Origin of the sequence: Chitinophaga sp. (assembly GCF_036569125.1) — a bacterium.
In the GTDB taxonomy this organism is placed as follows: Bacteria; Bacteroidota; Bacteroidia; order Chitinophagales; family Chitinophagaceae; genus Chitinophaga.
In genome coordinates this window covers 1-19,138 of sequence record NZ_DATCRF010000801.1, presented here as the reverse complement: position 1 = coordinate 19,138, position 19,138 = coordinate 1, and the positions used below count along the sequence as shown (strand labels likewise).

Annotated in this window: 14 protein-coding genes; 3 read left to right on the top strand and 11 right to left on the bottom strand. The window is 48.5% G+C overall.

Going from position 1 to position 19,138, the window contains the following annotated elements; genetic code table 11:
* The 5 genes from VIM87_RS29565 to VIM87_RS29545 form a co-directional block, all read right to left on the bottom strand.
* The coding region (locus tag VIM87_RS29565; RefSeq protein WP_332000461.1) for a glycoside hydrolase family 76 protein at window positions 1-1,059 on the bottom strand (1,059 nt) is incomplete at its 3' end.
* 164 nt (window positions 1,060-1,223) lie between these two features.
* Window positions 1,224-3,020: a RagB/SusD family nutrient uptake outer membrane protein gene (locus tag VIM87_RS29560; RefSeq protein WP_332000460.1), complete on the bottom strand. Its 1,797-nt coding sequence runs from the start codon at window positions 3,018-3,020 to the stop codon at window positions 1,224-1,226.
* 22 nt (window positions 3,021-3,042) lie between these two features.
* Window positions 3,043-6,435, bottom strand: coding sequence for a TonB-dependent receptor (locus tag VIM87_RS29555; RefSeq protein WP_332000459.1), 3,393 nt, complete (start codon window positions 6,433-6,435; stop codon window positions 3,043-3,045).
* Between the two features lie 108 nt (window positions 6,436-6,543).
* Window positions 6,544-7,470 carry a FecR family protein gene (locus VIM87_RS29550; protein WP_332000458.1) on the bottom strand — a complete coding sequence of 309 codons (927 nt, stop codon included), beginning with the start codon at window positions 7,468-7,470 and terminating at the stop codon, window positions 6,544-6,546.
* 203 nt (window positions 7,471-7,673) lie between these two features.
* Window positions 7,674-8,267 carry an RNA polymerase sigma factor gene (locus tag VIM87_RS29545; protein WP_332000457.1) on the bottom strand — a complete coding sequence of 198 codons (594 nt, stop codon included), beginning with the start codon at window positions 8,265-8,267 and terminating at the stop codon, window positions 7,674-7,676.
* 502 nt (window positions 8,268-8,769) lie between these two features.
* On the opposite strand from VIM87_RS29545, the gene VIM87_RS29540 reads away from it, so the two are divergent.
* Window positions 8,770-9,495 (top strand): DUF4197 domain-containing protein, encoded by a 726-nt coding sequence (locus VIM87_RS29540; RefSeq protein ID WP_332000456.1) that lies wholly within the window; start codon window positions 8,770-8,772, stop codon window positions 9,493-9,495.
* 125 nt (window positions 9,496-9,620) lie between these two features.
* On the opposite strand, the gene VIM87_RS29535 is transcribed toward VIM87_RS29540, so the two are convergent.
* The 4 genes from VIM87_RS29535 to VIM87_RS29520 all read right to left on the bottom strand — a co-directional run bounded on the left by VIM87_RS29535 (window position 9,621) and on the right by VIM87_RS29520 (window position 13,446).
* The gene (locus VIM87_RS29535; protein WP_332000455.1) at window positions 9,621-10,406 is read right to left on the bottom strand and encodes a glucose 1-dehydrogenase; all 786 of its coding nucleotides are present in this window, start codon (window positions 10,404-10,406) and stop codon (window positions 9,621-9,623) included.
* Window positions 10,407-10,478: 72 nt separating this feature from the next.
* Window positions 10,479-11,381 carry an AraC family transcriptional regulator gene (locus tag VIM87_RS29530; protein ID WP_332000454.1) on the bottom strand — a complete coding sequence of 301 codons (903 nt, stop codon included), beginning with the start codon at window positions 11,379-11,381 and terminating at the stop codon, window positions 10,479-10,481.
* A 28-nt stretch (window positions 11,382-11,409) separates the two neighbouring features.
* Window positions 11,410-11,808: an ACT domain-containing protein gene (locus VIM87_RS29525; protein ID WP_332000453.1), complete on the bottom strand. Its 399-nt coding sequence runs from the start codon at window positions 11,806-11,808 to the stop codon at window positions 11,410-11,412.
* A 231-nt stretch (window positions 11,809-12,039) separates the two neighbouring features.
* Entirely contained in the window at window positions 12,040-13,446 is a 1,407-nt protein-coding gene (locus tag VIM87_RS29520) for a PQQ-dependent sugar dehydrogenase (RefSeq protein ID WP_332000452.1), read from the bottom strand.
* Window positions 13,447-13,857: 411 nt separating this feature from the next.
* On the opposite strand from VIM87_RS29520, the gene VIM87_RS29515 reads away from it, so the two are divergent.
* Window positions 13,858-14,244 (top strand): VOC family protein, encoded by a 387-nt coding sequence (locus VIM87_RS29515; protein WP_332000451.1) that lies wholly within the window; start codon window positions 13,858-13,860, stop codon window positions 14,242-14,244.
* 176 nt (window positions 14,245-14,420) lie between these two features.
* Here the strand turns inward: VIM87_RS29515 and VIM87_RS29510 are convergent, their stop codons facing one another.
* A complete protein-coding gene (locus VIM87_RS29510) occupies window positions 14,421-16,793 on the bottom strand; it encodes an ABC transporter permease (protein ID WP_332000450.1) in 2,373 nt (790 codons plus the stop codon).
* A gap of 232 nt (window positions 16,794-17,025) precedes the next feature.
* On the opposite strand from VIM87_RS29510, the gene VIM87_RS29505 reads away from it, so the two are divergent.
* Entirely contained in the window at window positions 17,026-17,952 is a 927-nt protein-coding gene (locus VIM87_RS29505) for an alpha/beta hydrolase family esterase (protein WP_332000449.1), read from the top strand.
* Between the two features lie 35 nt (window positions 17,953-17,987).
* On the opposite strand, the gene VIM87_RS29500 is transcribed toward VIM87_RS29505, so the two are convergent.
* Window positions 17,988-19,138, bottom strand: a 1,151-nt coding sequence (locus VIM87_RS29500) for a metallophosphoesterase (RefSeq protein ID WP_332000448.1), incomplete at its 5' end; no start/stop codon positions are given.

Genomic DNA, 19,138 nt, shown 5'->3' with positions numbered 1-19,138 from the left:
TATGTTACCTGTGGGGCAGGGAACTTTATAGTTCCGGTACGTAAGCCCCCGGCTTGCATCCCGGTTGCCCCAGGCAGTATTAATATTTTTCCGGATCCAGGGCAGGTACTGCGGCTGGCCGGCCTCCTGTACCAGCATCAGCATGTACTGCCCGAAAATGGCTTTTAATACGCCCTGCTCATTCCAATCGCCTTCTGGCGGTAAAATACCGTCCTTATCGCACATGGATTTTTGCGTGTAATCAGCGCCCAGCTTAGCCTGGTTCAGGTAAGCAGCATCGTTGGTGATCTTGTATAACATGGTGGCGGCGCCAATAAAGGTGCCCTGGTTATAGGTATAGTCCGACCAGCCTTTATTACCATTAACATTGTTATCCGCCACACGGCCGGTATTGGGATCCGTTAAATTGGCAAGGGCCCAGCTGTATACGTCTTTTGCCTTTTGCAGATAAGCATTTTCGCCGGTGATCTTATACAGCAGCAAAGCGCCTATTACAGTAGGGAAATTAATACAGGCGTTCTTACCGCTGTGGTTAAAATCCCACCACATACCGCCTTTGGCAGCATCGTAAGAACCGTTCCACACCCGCTGAAAACCGGCTATTGAAGCAGTAAGGTAGCTGCTGTCTTTAGTGATCTCGTAGGCGCGTGCCAGTGATATGATCCACCACATCATATCATCATAAATGAACCATACGGTTTTGTTGTTCCAGTTATAACGGTCGTATTTTTTATAACCGCCCTGGTACATGTCTTTGATCATTTGCAGCTGCGCAGGATCATTGGTGCGCTTATAAGCATTCATAACCAGATCCCAGTAAACAGCCTGCGTCCAGATAGCGCCGGTGGAATTTTTTTCCGTGGTGGCATAATACAGCTGCTCCGCCGGGTTATAGAAATATGTATTAAAATTATTAAATGCCGCAGTAGCATCCTTATCTGTAAAGGATACGGCAGGCAAATGCACCGTATCTACCGGCGCTGCCGCCTTACTGTTACTTTTGCTGCAGGCGGTGTGTAACACCAGGCCGGCGAAAAGCGCTAAAAAGAGTTTTTTCATTTGCTTTAAAATTAGCTGAAAGCGCAAAGCATAAAGCATAAAGCCTTTTTAAGCGAAAAGCTGAAAGCATAAAGCATAAAGCTTTTTATGTTTTGCTAAAGACCCTTATGCTTTATGCTTTCTCCTTTATGCTTTTTGCTTTACGCTTTATGCTTTACGCTCAATTACCATCCCGGGTTCTGCACCAGCTCCTTATCATTATTAATATCGTCGGAGGGCAGCGGGAAAAAGTAATGACGTTTGTTAAATACGCGGGTTTCGAAAGATACTACATTCAGGAATTCCGGCATATCGGAATTAATGTTTAAGCCGTACATAGGCCCGTTCTCTGTTTGCTCTGCTATTTTCCAGCGGCGCACATCAAAGAAACGGTTGTTCTCAAAGGCCAGCTCAACACGGCGTTCCTTGCGGATGGCATCGCGCATAGCGGCCTGACCTGCGGGGGCCGGCAATTCCGACGAACCGTAAAGCGGAATACCAGCCCTTTCGCGGATCAGGTTAAGGTATTTCAGAATGTCCGGGTCATTCGGCGTAGCCTCATTCAAACACTCTGCATAACTTAAATAAATTTCAGCCAGGCGTATCAGGATCAGGGTGCGGTCGTTCACATCCCACTTGCCCAGGCCCATGGCTTTACGCACAATGTAACCGGTAGGTGAATAGTCGCCGCCGCCGGTTTTGCGGCCGGAGTTACCGGTGTTATACAGGCGGGTAACGATTTCACCAAAATCAGTATTCAGCCAGGTGCTGCCATCGTACGTAATGTTCACATAAAAACGCGGCTCCCGGTTCACCCATTGATTATAAGTGCTGGAGGTATGGGTAGTGTTCGGGGCCTGAAAATCAGAATAGCCGGACGATACATATTGTGATAAAGGATCTGTAATGCTTCTGCCGTTCTTCATAAAAAAAGCATCCACCATATTTTGCGTAGCGCCTAAGCCGCCGCTGCCCTTCAATTCGCCGGAAGGTGTGCCGCTATGGTAAGGGGTCATCTCGTACTGGCGGGAATTTAGTGAGCCACGGGTACGGGCAAAGATCACTTCCTCATTCCAATCCGTTAAGATCACATCCCGGCAGGAAAGATAGGGATCAAATACCCCGCTGCTGTTATTCTTCTTAAATAAATTATAGGTGCCTGGTACAAACTGCGTAATAAATTCTTTGTAGGCATCTGCAGCTGTTTTCCATTTATTCACATCAAAGCTCTGGCTAATGAGCTGCTTGCCATCTTTATTCTTCAGGTTAGCCAGTTCCGCATTCCCGTTATACAAAGGGCTGGCAGCATACATCATTGCATTGGCACGGAAGGCCAGCGCTATGCCTTTGGTAATACGCCCATAATCCTGCGCAGTAACTGGTTTTGCCGGCAGCACGCTGGCTGCGCTGGCTAATTCTGCCGAAATATAGCTTACACATTCGTCAATGGAATTACGCGGTATCTGCAGGTTGGTGTCTACCGCGGTAGGCGTTTCGCCCAGTATAACCACGGGGCCGTATATACGCATCAGGTAAAAATAATACATGGCCCGCAGCGCCCGCGCTTCTGCCTTATACTGTTCTTTCTGTTGCGGGGAGCGGTCTGTGATCTTATCTGCATTCTGAATAAATACGCTGGCTGCGCGGATGCCTTTGTAAAAGTTGGTCCAGTAGTCGCGCACAAAACCGGAATTAGCGTCCCAGTTGCCTATGTTCACATCGTTTGACTGTACAAAGCCCCATACAAAATCCGCTTCATCACAACCACCGGTCCACAGGCCGCGGTTCTCATTATCGCCGGGGTTGCGCTGCCCAAATTCATCGGGGATACGTGCGTACACGTTCGCCAGGAATTTTGAAGCGGTGTTCCAGGTGCGGAAAGTTTCATCAATGGTCAGGCGGTCATCCGGTACCTGGTCCAGGTATTTTTTACAGGAAGTAAATGCCCCCAGCACCAGTATATATAACAATAGCTTTTTCATATCCGTTTCTTCATTACGTGATTTAAAATCTTAAGTTCATGCCCAGTGAAATGGTGCGTATGTTCGGGTAGGTGGAGCCGTTATCCGTATTCAGCTCAGGATCCCACAGCTTGAATTTACTGAAGGTGAGCAGGTTAATGCCCTGCAGGTATACGGAGGAGTTGCGGATGCCAATGCGCTTCAGTAAATGATCGGGCAGGTTATACGCGATCTGTGCGGATTTCAGGCGCATAAAGCTTACATCCTTTACCCACCAGGAGCTGGCCTGGGTGTTGTTCTTATTCTCTGCCTCTCCATATGCCAAACGCGGATAAAATGCATTCGGGTTAGGGTTCTCCACCGTCCACCGGTCTGTTGCAATGGCATAGGCATTGGTTTCACCACCGCCGCCGTTAAACGGTATAATGGCGGAACCGGCCAGCAAACGGTCTGCATCAGATACGCCCTGGAACAATACGCCCACGCTAAATCCCTTATAGGCTACATTAAAGCCAAAACCATATACCATCGACGGTATATCGCCCCGGCCTATTTTAGTTATATCGTAGTTATTAATAAGCCCATCGCCATTCAGATCCTTATACTTAATATCGCCGGGTTTTACTTTTGACCGGTCGCCGGGTACGGCGCTCTTGCTGATCTCGTCATCGCTGGTAAATAATCCCTCTGCTACATAACCATAACGGGCCAGGATGTTGTTGCCGCGGTGCTCCATCCAGGGATAGTTCTGCGGCGGGCGGTCGTCTTCTATCACCTTATCTTTATTATAGGTAAGGTTACCACGTACGGATACATCTACCTGCCCTATCCTGGCGCTGTATTCCAGGCTGGCATCAATACCTTTATTATCCACTACACCCAGGTTGCCATACTGCTGGGTTTCCAATCCCATAAAAGCCACGTTGGAGGCCCTTTGCAGGAAAATGCCCTTGCGGTGCTCCTTGAACAGGTCCACGATCAGGATCAAACGGTCTTTTAAAGTATGCAGCTCCATGCCCAGGTCCTGCTTGTTGGATACAGACCACCTTACATCTGTGGCATAACGGTTAATGTTGATACCATTGTCCCGGTTATCGCCGCGCGGGCCGGTTGGGTTTTGCCCGAACAGGTAACCGCTTACATCTGTATTCAGCTTGGTAATATACAGGAAGCGCTCATTGGTGCTGCCCAAACCTGTGCTGCCATTGGAGTAGCGGAACTTCAGGAAAGTGACTGCATTCTTTAAAGGCTCAAAGAAATTTTCGTTAGATACTAACCAGCCCACACCTATTGCCGGGAAAAAGCCAAAGCGGTGGCCGGGTGCAAACAGCTCTGACCCATTATAGCCGAAGTTAAATTCTGCAAAATAACGGTCGTCATAAGAGTAGGCGGCTTTACCGGCATACCCTAAATACCGCTCAGGAATAGAGTTTATGAAATCATTGGCCAGCGTGTTGGTACGGTCGCTGGAATAAAATAATCCCAGGCCGGTTACACGGTGCTTATCAAAAGCACGGTCGTAATTAATGGCGGCTTCTGTATAGAACTGGCGGGTGGTCTGCCGGTCGCCATCATTGCGGTCAAATCCCAGGTACTCATTGCCGGTAAAGGTTTTCACCAGGTTCAAAGAACCATCCGGTTTGTAAGGGTTGGCCTGGTCGGGAAAGTAAGTATCCTCTCTTTTAGAGCGGGTAATATAGTTCTGGTTATAGGTATCAAATGAGAACATGGCGGTAGCGCTGAGGCCCTGCGTTAAAAAATCCAGCTCCTGCGTGGCGCGCAGGTTAGAGTAAAGCTGGTTTTTGAACTCATTGCGGTAACCGCGGCGTGTTAGGTCGGCATAAGGGTTACGGAAGCCTCCGTTGGATGACTGGCCGGGTACCAGGTTGCCGGGGTACATGATGGGATAAGCCACCGGTGAGGCATCCATGGCGCTCTGGAAAATATCGTGCGTGTTAATACCCGGATAATTACCATTGGAAAAATATCCCTGCAGGCCAACATCCAGCTTAGTGGTTTTGGTTACACGCAGGTTTAAGTTGCTGGTAAAGTTGTAACGGTTATATTTTAACGATGAATTGTAGCGGGCCAGGTCGTCTGTTTTCAGAAAGCCGCTTTCATTAAAATAACCCAGGGAAACATAGTACTGCGCATTTTCCACGCCGCCGCTGGCATTCAGGTTAGCGCTGCGGGTATGCCCTATTTTGTTGAACACCGCATCCATCCAGTCTACATCCGGGTACAGTAAAGGATCTTCGCCTGACTTTGTTTTATCAATGGTTTCCTGCGCATAGCGCGGGCTTTGGTTGCGGGTGGTTTTGGCTTCATTGGCCAGGTTCATGTAGGTGATGCCATCCAGCATTTTAGGGCGTTTGGTGAATGTGTTCACGCCTTCGTTGTAGTCGAAATAGATCTGCGGCTTACCTACTTTACCGGTTTTTGTTTTTAACAGTATTACGCCATTGGCGCCGCGTACCCCGTATACGGCTGTACCGGCAGCATCTTTCAGAATGGTGAAAGATTCAATGTCCTCGGGCGATATGTTGTTGATAGAACGTTCCACCCCATCTACCAGCACCAGCGGGGTGGCTTTGTTACCGCTCCCGAATGTGGCAATGCCGCGGATCCATATATCTGCGGCGCTTTTGCCCGGCTCACCGCTGCGCTGCACGCCTACTACACCGGCTATACGGCCGGCCAGCATGGTGGAGATGTCTGCAGCAGGCTGCTTGAACTCTGCCGGCTTAATGGTGCTTTGCGCGCCTACCAGGCTCACTTTACGCTGGGTGCCAAAACCCACTACCGCTACTTCGTTCAGCGCTTTGCTGGCTACTTTCAGCTGTACGCCAATATTGGTTTGGCTGCCTACGGTTACAACAGCGGTTTCATAACCAATGAAGCTGAAGGCCAACACATCTTCCGGCGATTTTACAATGATCTTAAAACGGCCGTCGTTGTCGGTGGAGGTCATGGTGCTGGCGCCCCTAACGGCTACGCTTACACCGGGCATAGGCTGCCCTTTTTCATCCACCACCCTGCCGGATAACACAATGTCTGCACGGTGGGCAGTGTTCTGTGTTAGCTGCGGGGCGGCTTCTTTTGTGATCACCACTATATTATTCACCTCTTTAAAACCCAGCGACTTATTTTTCAGCAATGCCTGTAACACACGGTCCAGGCGCTCTTTGGAGAAATGATAACTATCTACCGGATAAGAGAGTAACAGTTGTTTATCATATGCAAAAGTTACTTTAGTGAGTTGTTGTAATTGTTTGATGGCAGCTTCCAGTGAGCCGCCTTTGAAGGTTACCGTGACCTGTGTATCTGTAAGCACCTGCCCCTGTCCCGCGTAGGCAGGTAAAATGGTAAGGGCATAGGTAAGCAGCAGTACAAAGGCCAGGGAGCCTTTTCGCAGCTTTGTGTTCAATTTTTTCATACGTAGTTCTACATTAATAGATTGGTGCATTAATGATGCAACGGATTTACAGTTTTTCGTTTTCGTTCCAAAGCAGCTGCTGCCGGTACCGGGCAGCAGTGCAGTTCTTTAGTATAAAATGATCTGGTTGTTTACGTGTTTGATCTTCAGCCCGTGAATAGCGGCCAGCACTTCTATTGCCTGCGCAGGCTCCATATCCGTATTCAGCTCCGTGGTATATCTGTTTTGTTTTACCTGTGGTGTAGTGGTGGAAATGTGTACGCCAAAATTCTTTTCTATCAGCGCGGTCATTTCATCAAAGGTTACGTCGTTCAGCACCAGGCGGCCCTGCTGCCATTGCAGCTGTGTGGTATCCAGGGGCTGCAGGGCGCTGCTGCCTTTTGCTTTATCGTATACCAGGGACTGCCCTTTTTCCAGGATGTTATTGCCCTTACCGGCTACGCTTACTTTACCGCTTACCACGGCTATGCTTAGCTGGTGCATGGCGTTGTAGGCGGCTATATTAAAGGAGGTGCCTAATACGGTGGTTACCAGCGGCCCGCTTTCTACTATAAAGGGGCGGCGGGGATCTGTGCTTACGTTAAAGAAAACTTCACCGTCTATCAGCTGCAATCTTCTTTCTGTTGAAAGGTCTTTGGCTATGAGCAGTGTGGAGCCGGCATTCAGGGTAAGCTCTGTACCGTCGGCCAGGTGAAGGGTTCTTCTTTCCCGGTTCCCGGTGCGGATCTCGGTATATTCAATGGGATGCGGGTTGTGTTGTAAGAGGTAATAGGCCAGCGCTGCACCCAGCAGCACTACCAGCATGGCGGCTACTTTTACCCAGGTTTTCAGATAAAACGTTTTAGTAACCACAATTTGCGGCTGCACCTTTTGCCAGATCTCCATACGCAGCTGTTGTTCCTCCGGGGCAGAGAGCTCCGGCAGGGCTTCCTGGTCAAAGGCAGCATACCAGTCATCTACGGCCCTGGTTTCAGGGTTATTAACCCGGCCCAGTAAATAACCTTGCAACAATTGTTTGATCTTTCCTGCTTCCAAAAGGGTACGTTTTAAATTGCTTATATCAAAACCGGCTGTTTGGTACCAGACCAAACCCCACTTTTTTTAAACTTTTTTTTGGCGAGGGAAAAAATAGCATTGACCGGACAGGCATTTAACCTTCCGGACCTGCTCATAAGATGGGATAAACGGATGTAAATGATTGAGGAACAACGGAGAACTGCACTACATAGCAACGGCGCTTATTTGTTGTAATAGCAGAACAGGTACAGCAGCAGCAGTGCCCAGCCCCCGGGTACATGGGATTGCAGGGCAGCACGCAGCCTTTTCAGCGCTTCTGTTAGCTGGTTTTTTACGGTTTGCTCAGATAAATTCAGCTGCCGGGCTATTTCTGCTATGGAGTAATCATCTTCCCGGCTCATCCGGAAAATTTGCTGCATGCGGGCGGGCAGCTGGCTTACGGCAGCATCTATCAGTTGTTTCAGCTCCTTGGTTTCCAGCCCGTCGGTGGTATGCACCTCATCCAGTATATCAAAAAAAGCAGCCTGTTTAATTTCTGCTTCACTAAAGGCATAATGACTGATAACGCGGTACTTGATGGCGGTGAAAAGGTAGGCCCCTATTTCGCCGCCTTTTACCACTACCTGTTTGCGGCGCTTCCACAGGGTGATCATTACTTCCTGCACCATATCCTTGGCCTCGTCCTGGTTCACGCGCTGGCAGGCTTTCTGGTAAAGGGCTTTCCAATACCGGTCGTACAAGATCTCAAATGCAGCGGTATCATCACCCTTTATGGCTTGTAACAATTCCCCGTCACTGATCAGTTTTTCCTGCATATGACTTAGTAATGAATATTAATTGCCCTTATAAGCCGGGGGCTGTTTTGTTCAATAGCCGATCCCCACCTGACAAAAATAATATTCTATCATAATTGTACTGTGAAAAGTTGGAATTGCATATTGCATTCGGTTGCAGAGAAGGGATAAGCTCCCTATAAGCCCCCTATACTCCGTCTGTGAGCCCCCTATGAGTCCCCCCTTATAAGAGGGGGCTTATGGGGTGCTTATTTACAGGTATACTATATCTTAAAGATGTGATACCCATACGCAACCGGTTGCAAAAAAAGGGTTCTCCATAGTTTCCATATCAAGCCATCCCTAAGCCATCTACGTCTCATCCCTTATAAGAGATGGAATAGAGATGGCTCAGAAATGGATCATTAAAAGGTTATTATTGGGCTGGGATTAACGGCCTTGTAAAACAGCGCTGCTAAAAATGAATCATTTTGATATAGCTATCCTGCTTTATATATTTGCTGCCATATCATATAAACTAACTATGAAAAAAAGCCTGCTTATCTGTTGCGCACTACTAACTTTTTCCACCGGCTGTGAAACCGCCCAGCAGGTGCTGAATAGCCTGCCTGCATCTACCACCGGCGGGGTAAATACCACACAAATTGCCGCGGGGTTAAAAGAAGCCCTGACCATTGGCACCCAGAACAGCGCCAACCGCCTTTCTGCCGTGAACGGATTTTTTGCCAATGCGGCCCTGAAAATACTGATGCCGCCGCAGGCGCAGAAGGTAGAATCTACTTTACGGAATGTAGGGTTGGGCAGTGTGGTGGATAAAGCCATCCTGTCTATGAACCGGGGTGCAGAAGAGGCAGCCAAATCTGCCACGCCTATTTTTGTAAATGCCATTAAACAAATGACCATTACTGATGCTATTGGCATTTTACGCGGGGGCGATTTTGCGGCTACCAATTACTTTAAGGAAAAAACAACCGCTGCCTTAACCAGCGCTTTTCAGCCGGTTATTACCAGCTCACTGAAAAAGGTGGACGCCACCAAATACTGGGGCGATGTGTTCACCGTATACAACCGTTTTTCCAAAGAGCCGGTGAATACCGATCTTTCTGCCTATGTAACGCAGCGCGCTATTGACGGCATTTTCCACGAAGTATCACTGGAAGAGCAGAAGATCCGGAAAGATCCTGCAGCGCGGGTTACCGACCTGTTGAAGACTGTGTTTGGCAGCCCAGTGGCGCAGACGGGGAAGTAGGAGAATGTAAAATGTAAGATCATAAATGTAAAATGTAAAAGTGGAATGCCGCGAAACCTGGTCTGAACCATTCGCTGCATTCCACTTTTACATTTAGAATTTTACATTTATGATTTTACATTCCATTATCCCCGTTGCCCGCCAATGGCAATACCACCATCTACCAGCATACTTTCCCCGGTAACAAAGGAAGCGGCAGGACTGCTTAACCACACTACTAATTCAGCTACTTCTTCCGGCTCTGCAAAGCGGCCAATGGGCGCATGCTTTTTAAAGGGCTCCATGGCTGCTTCCGCATCTTCACCCGGGAAAAAACGGTCAAACATAGGCGTGCGTATATAACCTGGCTGAATGTTATTCAGGCGGATGCCTGCCGGGGCGCCTTCAATGGCCAGCGCCCGCACCATACCATCCAGCGCGGCTTTGCTGGCAGAGTATACCGCGCTGCCCAAAGCAGCCCCTCTTGCCAGCCAGGAGGAGGTGTTTACAATAGCGCCGCCGGTACCCTGTTTCTTAAACTGCTCTATTTCATATTTACAGCTTAGCCATACGCCTTTGAGGTTAATACGCATCACGTTATCAAACTCCTCTTCAGAAGTTTCATCAACAGGCGCAAAACGGCCTTCTATACCTGCGTTGTTAAAGGCTATATCCAGCTGACCGAACAATCGTACCGTTTCACTTACCAGCTGCTGTACGGCTGTACTGTCAGCTACATCTGCGGCAATAAAATGTACGTGTTCACTAATGGCCTGTAATTGCTGTAATGCTTTTTGCCCTTCGGTAACACGGCGCCCGGCTATTACCACTTTAGCTCCACGCTGCAGGAACAATGCGGCGGTGGCTAATCCTATGCCGGTAGTACCACCGGTAATGAGCGCTACTTTGTTTGCTAAATCCGCTTGTGACATGATCATCTTGTTTTTGATGATCCAAAGGTAGTACGCCCTTACACGCAGAAATTATGCATTTCAAACAGGTAATTATGAAATGGAAACAATGGTTTTGCGGAACTGGTTCGGTGTTTGCCCGCTGTGCTTTTTAAAAAAGCTGTTGAAGTTGGAGGGGTGCTCAAAACCCAGGCAATATCCTATCTGCGCAGCATCCCAGCCGCTGTGCAGCAGCAGGGCCTTGGCTTCGCGGGTTAGTTTTTCAGCGATCCATTCTGTGGTGGTTTTGCCGGTAACATCCCTTAGCGCACGGTTCAGGTGGTTGGTGTGTACGGAGAGCTGTGCGGCAAACTCATTGGCATTCTTTAGGCGGATGACCTGCTGCGGGGAATCAATGGGGAACTGCCGTTCCAGCAGCTCCAGGAACAATTCGCTAATGCGCTGCGCTGCATTGCCGGGCTGAAAGAAGGTTGCTGCCGGCTGCATTTTCAGCGCTTCATGCATTATAATCTGCACATAACTTTTCAGCAGCTCGTATTTATTAGCGTAAGCTGATTGCGCTTCGCGGAACATATTCTCAAAAATGCCGCCCAGGAACTGCAGCTTATCTGCTTCCGGGAAAAAGATGTGATGGCCGCCTGCCTTGAATAAAGCCGACTGCGCCAGGCCGCCGTTCTTTAAACCGGCATCCACAAAATCTTCCGGGAACAGGCAAAAATAACCTTCCTGCTGTGTGCTTAAAGGTTCCCAGGAATAAGGGATCAACGGGTTGGTGAAAGAAAGGCTGGCATCCTTTATATGAATAGACTTGTCGGCATAGGATAAGATCCCCTCTCCTTTTATCATCAGGGATATTTTGTAAAAATCACGGCGGTTAGGCGCCAGGAAAGTGCTGTCGCAGCCAAAATCCTGCAGGCGGTATACCGTGAACGGTTGCTGCTCATATACCTGACCGTACTGTTCAAAAAACTCCGTGATGGTTTCTTTTCCTTTCATGCTTTAAAGTTATGCCATTCAAATAACATTATGCAGCAGCGCTTAATGCCTGCAAAGCTAACATCGCTTTTTCCGCATCCTGCACCGGCACAAAAAGATGATCATGATAAAAGGCAGCTACTACATTGCAGCTGATATGCTGCTCTGCCAGGGCTTTTGCAACCGCGGCTGTTAAACCAACAGCAGCCAGGGAGGAATGCACGGTTAGTGTGATCCAGGAGGCTACAAAAGTGTACACCAGGCCTTTTGCATCGGCCAGGCTTTTACGCATAATAAGGGTAAGCCCTTCTGCTTCCCGGAAAAAACAAAGCACTTCTTTCAGATCCGGCTCATGGCCGGCATCTACCGTGCAAAAAACATATTCGCCTTCATGTAATACCGGCGACATGGAGCTTAGCAATACCTTTAAGCTGGTTTCCCCTGACATAGAATGTTGATTGAAAATACTGTGAATGTAAAACAGGAAAAGGCGCAATTAAAGTGCCAGCCTTCCTGATAATCATAAATGTAAAACCGACGAAGGAGGTTCATAGAGACCATTTAAAAGACTTATGAATGAGATAAATGTAAAAGGGAAATGCAGCGTAGTAAGTAAACGCCTTATCCGCTGCATTCCCCTTTTACGTCCAGCATTTAACATTTATGATCTTACATTCTTTTAATAATGTCCGTGGCCGCTGTTATCTTTTTCCGGCACCAGCTTGTACACCTTGCCGGTATTGCCGGAAGGGCCTGCCATGGAGGATACCGTGATGTACACTTCACCATCCCAATCCTGTCCAAAACCTTTCAGGTAATAACCAATATCATTGGGCCGGTCTTTTAAGGTAAGCTCTTCAAAAGACCATAAGCCGGTACCCCCAGGTTTGGAGGTATACAGCTCCGCATTAGGCACATTACCCGGTTGTGAGAAAATACCGAAAATGTATTTGCCCTGCAGGCCTGGAATTGCATGACCGCGGTATACATTACCACCGATAATAGTGGTGGCCTTACCGCCTTTGGGGTTGGAGGCGTTGTTCATTTCAATTACCGGGTCAACCAGCGGGTTGTTGAAAGTATCCTGTACAGGGCAGCCGGGCAGCTCTACCTTATTATTGGCTGCATCAAAACAATGCGTGCCTTCTTTAACATTCCAGCCATAGTTGCCGCCTTTTTTCACTACATCAATTTCTTCGTATAACGACTGGCCCGCATCGCCTGCATATAACCAGTGGGCGCCGCCCATATCAAAGGAAAAACGGTATGGGTTGCGGAAACCATAGGCATAAATCTCATCCCTGCCGGGTTTGCCTACAAAGGGATTATCGGCAGGTATGCCGTAAGGGCTGCCGCTGTTCACATCAATACGCAGGATGTTGCCAAAGAGGTTAGCCTCCACATCCTGCCCGTTACCGCCGGCATTGGTGGCATACCAGTCGTTCACGTGACCGGGGGCCACATCATCTGCTGCACCGCCATCGCCGATAGCAATGTACAGGTAACCATCCGGGCCAAATTCCAGGGTACCGCCGTTGTGGTTCAGCTGCGGATCATCGATATCCAGCAGCACTTTTTCAGAGCTAATATCCGCCATGTTAGGATTGGAGGCCGATACTTTAAATTCTGCAATCCGGCTCAGGTTATTCCAGGGTGTGCCGCTCACCGGGCCGCCGGCGCGGGGCGGCAGGTTGTAATACACATAAAAGCGCCCGTTGTGCTTATAGTCCGGGTGAAACGCCAGGCCCAGCAGGCCGCGTTCATCATAACCGGCCTGTAAAGGCACCAGCTTACTGCTCAGGTCAATAAAAGGTGTAGCCAGCTTATTGCCGCCTGCATCCACGATCCATACTTTACCTGCCTGGTCAATAATAAACAGGCGCTTGCTGTAATCCGGCGCTGTTACTACGCCCAGGGGAGCTACCAGGTTGTCTGCGATCAGCTGCACATCTACGGCCTTCGGGGGCTTGTCGTCATGTTTTTTACAGCTCTGCAATAAGCATACAGTACTTAGCAGGGCTAACACGAAAGGGGCTGCCGTACTGCGTTGCAGCAGGCGAAAGAGGTACGTGCAATTGCTTTTCATAACAATCAATTGTTTAGATGGTGAAGAAATGGGGGAATGTGGAATGCCATGGTTCTTTGATATGGTGATTAGTGCTACTGAAAAGAAGAGATGCGGCGATAGCTTTATGTTTACGCGGGAGTGGCAGAAAAGGTTGCGTTGTGCAGAAAATTTCTTATGGCTGAGGGTGAGGGGCTGCTACCTTCTAAGCAGCTGATCAATGCAGTAATACATGACCACTACTTTTTGGTATTTTGAGCTGGTCGCATTTTGCGACTACATTTTTAGTTAATGCAGAGATTGGAATCGGGATAACAACGGTGCAAAATCACCCCTGTTATTGACGCAATTGCCGCCCCTGTGGCCGGGCTAATGGCAGTAAATTTGAGGTGATATTAATAACACTATTCTTCACCAATAAATACATTTGTTATGGTTGGTCAAAAAAATTCCTTTAGCAGCTTTTCAGTGAATGATATACAGGAAGCGCAAACTTTCTATGAAAAAACGCTGGGTGTAAAAACTTCCATTCAACAGCCGGAAGGCGTATTAACGCTGGACATGAACGGCAGTGGCAATGTAATGCTTTATCCTAAGCCCAATCATACACCCGCTACATTTACGGTATTAAATTTCCAGGTAGATAACGTGGAGAAAGCGGTAGATGAGCTGCATGATAAAGGCGTGGAATTTGAGCACTACACCGGCGACATTGAAACAAATGATAAAGGGATATGCGATAACGGCACCCATAAGATAGCCTGGTTCAAAGACCCTGCGGGGAATATTTTATCTGTGATACAGGAGATGGAGAAATAAAGGAATGTAAAATGTAAAATCATAAATGCAAAATGTAAAAGTGAATGCAGCGAAACCTAGCCTGAACAAGTCGCTGCATTCCACTTTTACATTTATCTCGTTCATAAAGTTTTTTAAATGGTCTCTATGAACCTCCTTCGTCGGTTTAAGATTTTACATTTGAAATTTTACATTCCTTACTCCGCCCTTAAACTCTTCACCGGGTTTGCCAGCGCTGCTTTTATAGCCTGGAAACTTACCGTACACAAGGCAATCAGCAAGGCCCCTGCCCCGGCTGTAACAAACACCCACCAGCGGATGGTTACGCGGTAGGCAAAATTTACCAGCCACTGATCCACCGCCCACCAGGCCACCGGCATCGCAATAATAATAGCAATGATAATAAGGGTTAAAAAATCCCTGGACAGCATGGCTGCAATGTTCAGCACACTGGCGCCTAATGCCTTGCGGATGCCGATCTCCTTCACCTTTACATGCGCCGCATAGGTGGCCAGGCCAAACAATCCCAAACAGGAAATTAAAATAGCAATGATGGTAAAAATGTCAAACAGTGTACCGGTTTGCCGGTCGGACCGGTAAAGGTTATCAAAGGTTTCATCCATAAACCGGTACTCCAGCGGAAAATCGGCATTATACTGTGGCCATAATTTTTCCACCGCTTTAATGGCGACAGCCGACTGCCCTGCAGTTGTTCTCACAAACAGCTGGCTGCTTACCGGCCGGTAATAAAAAATAAAGGGCTGGATCTTTTCTTTCAGGGATGCAAAATGAAAATCTTTTACCACTCCTATAATAGTACCGGTGTTCCCGTAAAATGTAAGGCTTTTGCCCAGCGGGTCTTTAATGCCGGCCTCTTTTACTGCGGTTTCATTCAAAATAAAATGTGCAGAATCTGCTTTACTGCCGGTAAAATTGGCGCCGCTGGCCAGCTGCAGCTTAAAGAAGTTCAGGAAATCCTTATCTATACCCAGTGGATGAATAAAGAAGCTCTGGTTGGGATCTTTGCCCTCCCACTTTATATCTACCGTAGCATTAGGCACGCTCACAATATTACCGCTGGCTGCTGTAACGCCCTGTATGGCAGGCTGGCTGCGTAGTGTAGCTGCTACCGCATCCAGGTGACCCTGCATGTTACGCATGTTAAAGGAAAACACGTATGACTTATCATAGCCTAACTTTTTCTCCCTGATAAAGCTCAGCTGCCGGTGAATGATCACCGTACCAATAACTAACCCGATAGAACATACGAACTGGCATACTACCAGCACCTTGCGGAAAGCGATATTGCCAATGCCCCACGACAGCTTGCCTTTTAATGCATTTAAGGGTTGAAAGGATGAGAGCAGCAGCGCCGGGTAAATACCGGATGCCAGCATAGTAGCCAGCACCGTAAAACCTATCACCTTCCACAAACCTGCATCCAATACATCCATGTGCATTTGCTTGCCTGCAAGATTGTTGTACAAAGGCATCAGGGCCGTCATGAACACAAAGGCCAGGCAAAGGGCTATGGCAAAGAACAAAAAGGTTTCTATTACAAACTGTGTTATCAGCTGCTGCCGGCCCGCGCCAATGATCTTGCGCAGGCTTACTTCTTTGGCGCGCAGCATAGCCCGCGCAGTGGAAAGGTTTATGTAGTTAATAACCGCTATGCCCAGGATAAGCATGGCCACAATAGTAAAAATGTTCACCAGCTGTTTGCCTTCCGCACTGCCGTCCGGCGCCTGCAAATGTATGTCTGTAAGGGCCTGCAGCCGGTACTCGCCTACCTCAATCGGTTTAAAGCCGGGTTGATGTTTGATATTGATCTTCGTAAGCTGATCTGCCACTGCTGTTATGGATACCCCGGGCTGCAGCTGCAAATAAGTGCCCCAGGCGTAGTTACCCCAGTCTTCATCCAGCGAGGGCCAGTAGCTGCCCGGTACCTGGTAACGTTTCTGACACAGGCTGGCAGGAAAAAGCAGGTCTGCCTTAAAGGAAGAATTTTCAGGAAAATCGGCCATGATGCCGCATACAGTAAAGCCCTCTTTATTATTAGCCAGCAGTATTTTACCCATAGGGTCTGCTGTTCCGAAGAAACGTTGTGCGGCTGTTTGGGTAATGATCACGGACTGCGGGCCCGGGAAAGGTTGCTCCCTGCTGCCTTTTAACAGCTTGTAGTCAAACACCTTAAAAAAAGATGAATCCACGAACAGGCCCCGGTTGCCGGTAAGCACTTTATTGCCATAGCTGAAAATGGGATAGTCGCCATTCTCCATAATGCGTACGGCGTTCTTTACGCCGGGCACCTCCTTTAATGCATGAAAGGCTATGGTAGCCTGTGTTACATCATATACGCCCTTGCTTAGTCCTGTGCCCAGCGCTGTATTTACCCGGTAAATATTAGCGGCATCAGTATTAAACCGGTCAAAGCTACGCTCATCATTTACCCATAACAAGATCAGTAATCCCACGGCCAGGCCCACGGTAAGGCCAATAATATTCAGCGAGCTGTAGAACTTATTATTCGCCAGGTTGCGCCAGGCAGTTTTGAAGTAGTTTTTGAACATAAGCGGTATTATAAGGGGATGGATAACGCCTTACCGCCACTAAGAGAATGCCGCCTTTTTAGCTGTTCAGGTTCAATGGGTTAGATGAGAAACAGGCAGTAAAATGTCCGGTTTTGATACAGGGGTGTGCGCAGGTGAACAATTTGACCCCGGAATATTACAGCTTCCCCCCTTTTTCCCTGGCCACTATTTGGGGGAATAACTTTCTTTGTGTTCCAATATGCAATGAACCATGAAACGCTTTCTGACAAATCTTGCTATGCTGCTGTTACTGGTTACCTTCACCTATTGCCAGAAGAACAACAACGGCAGCAACGGGCAACAGTACCGCTTTAACGGCACTATGAATGTGGATGAACGTACCCGTACCTATTTGCTAAACCTGCCGCCTCATTATTACGATAACGACAGCACTGCCTTTGCGCTGGTGCTGGGCCTGCACGGTGGCGGCGGCAGCGCTACGCAGTTTGAAAAGGATTATCATTTTACCGATAAAGCCAATGCGGCGGGTTTTATAGCCCTGTATCCAAACGGCATACAAAGCAGCGGCCCGCTGGGCCTGCGCACCTGGAATGCAGGCACATGCTGCGATGCAGCCATGGAGCAGAACGTGGATGATGTAAAATTTATCCGTGAGCTGATCGATTACGCAATAAGCCATTACCATGTAAACCCTAAAAAGGTGTATGTAACCGGCATGTCCAACGGCGCTATGATGAGCTACCGGCTGGCCTGCGAGCTGCCTGATAAAATTGCGGCCATTGCAGCTGTCAGCGGCACCCTGGTAACCACCAAACCCTGCACACCGGTACGCGCAGTGCCCATCCTGCACATTCATTCCATACAGGATCAGAAAGTACCTTATGCGGGTGGTATAGGGCTGGCCGGTTATTACTACCCCCCGGTTGATTCGGGGCTGGAATTATGGGCGGCTAAAAATGCCTGCAGCACTAAACAGGTGATAACAGATGATGACAGATACAAACTAACCCAATGGACCTCCTGTACCAATAACATAATGATGCAGCTGTACCTTACAAAAGACGGCGGCCATGCCTGGCCGGGCGCACAAAAGGTAAGGGCCAGAGCCGATACGCCGTCTACGGTGATCAATGCGAATGATGTGATCTGGGATTTCTTTCAGCGGTATACGTTGTAAATATATGTGCCACACCTTTGAGGTGTGGCACACGTTTAGTTTGCACTTACCTCAAATACATCTTTCACACAGTTATACGCATCTTCCACTTCATACACCGTTTTACCGGCTTTGGCGGTTACCTGCAAGCTGCGGCCTGTGGCATTTTTCCGGCCTTTCCATTTATACTCACCTATAAAGGAAGCGGTAAGCGTTACCTTCTCTCCTTTCTTTGCTTTGATCACCTGGTGCTTGTTCACATCTTTCATCATCACAAAATGATCCCTGATCTGCCCATCGGCACAGATCCATTTCAGCTCCAAACGGTTACTGTCTACCTCCAACATGGAGGCGCCGCCTATTTCGTAGTTGGAGTAATACATGGCGTTGTGCGGGTAGGCCGTTTGCTTATCGCCGGAGGCGCCTGCGGAGCCGGTTACCACGTACACGGTGCCGGTATTGTTGCCGTCTTTAATGTAAGGACAGGCATCTTCAGAACCATCATATAAAGCGGTGGAATGGTCCAGCACATGCTTGCTGGAATCAAAGGTAGCTTCCATGCCATAGTGGCCTTTCATTAAGCGGGAGCGCTCATACAGGTGGCTATGCCCGCAAAGGATCAGGTCTACGCCATAACGTTCCAGTATGCGTATGAAGTTCTGGCGGATCTGCACCAGCTCCCCTTCCCGGTCTGAGTTGTGTGAGCCCATGGTGTAGGGCGGGTGGTGCCAGTACGCAATTACCCAACCGCGTTTGGTATTCTTAAATGCTTCCAGGTCTTTCTTGATCCACTGTACCTGTGCGCCGGTAGTGTCGTACAGGCGGGTGGCGTTATCTTCCTTACCATAAGAATCCAGCGACAGGAAATGGATGTTGCCAATGTCGAATGAATAAAATGCCTGTGTATGGGAAGGCACGCCGCCGGCTTCGCCTTCCGTGGGCATGGAAAAGTTGTGGTAATACGCAATATCGTGCGTGGTTTGTGCCGTGGCTTTAAACTGGTACAGATCGTTATAGTCATGGTTGCCCGGTGAGGGGAACACGGCATATTTCTTTAGCAGGTCATCTTTATAAATGTTAAAGAACTTCTCCTGGAACTCAGGGTCCTGGCCGTAAGTGTAGGCGTTATCGCCCAGCAGGATCCAGGCGTCCATAGGTTTATCGGCTATATATTTTTCTACCTGGTCGCGTACATCGCGCTGGCGGG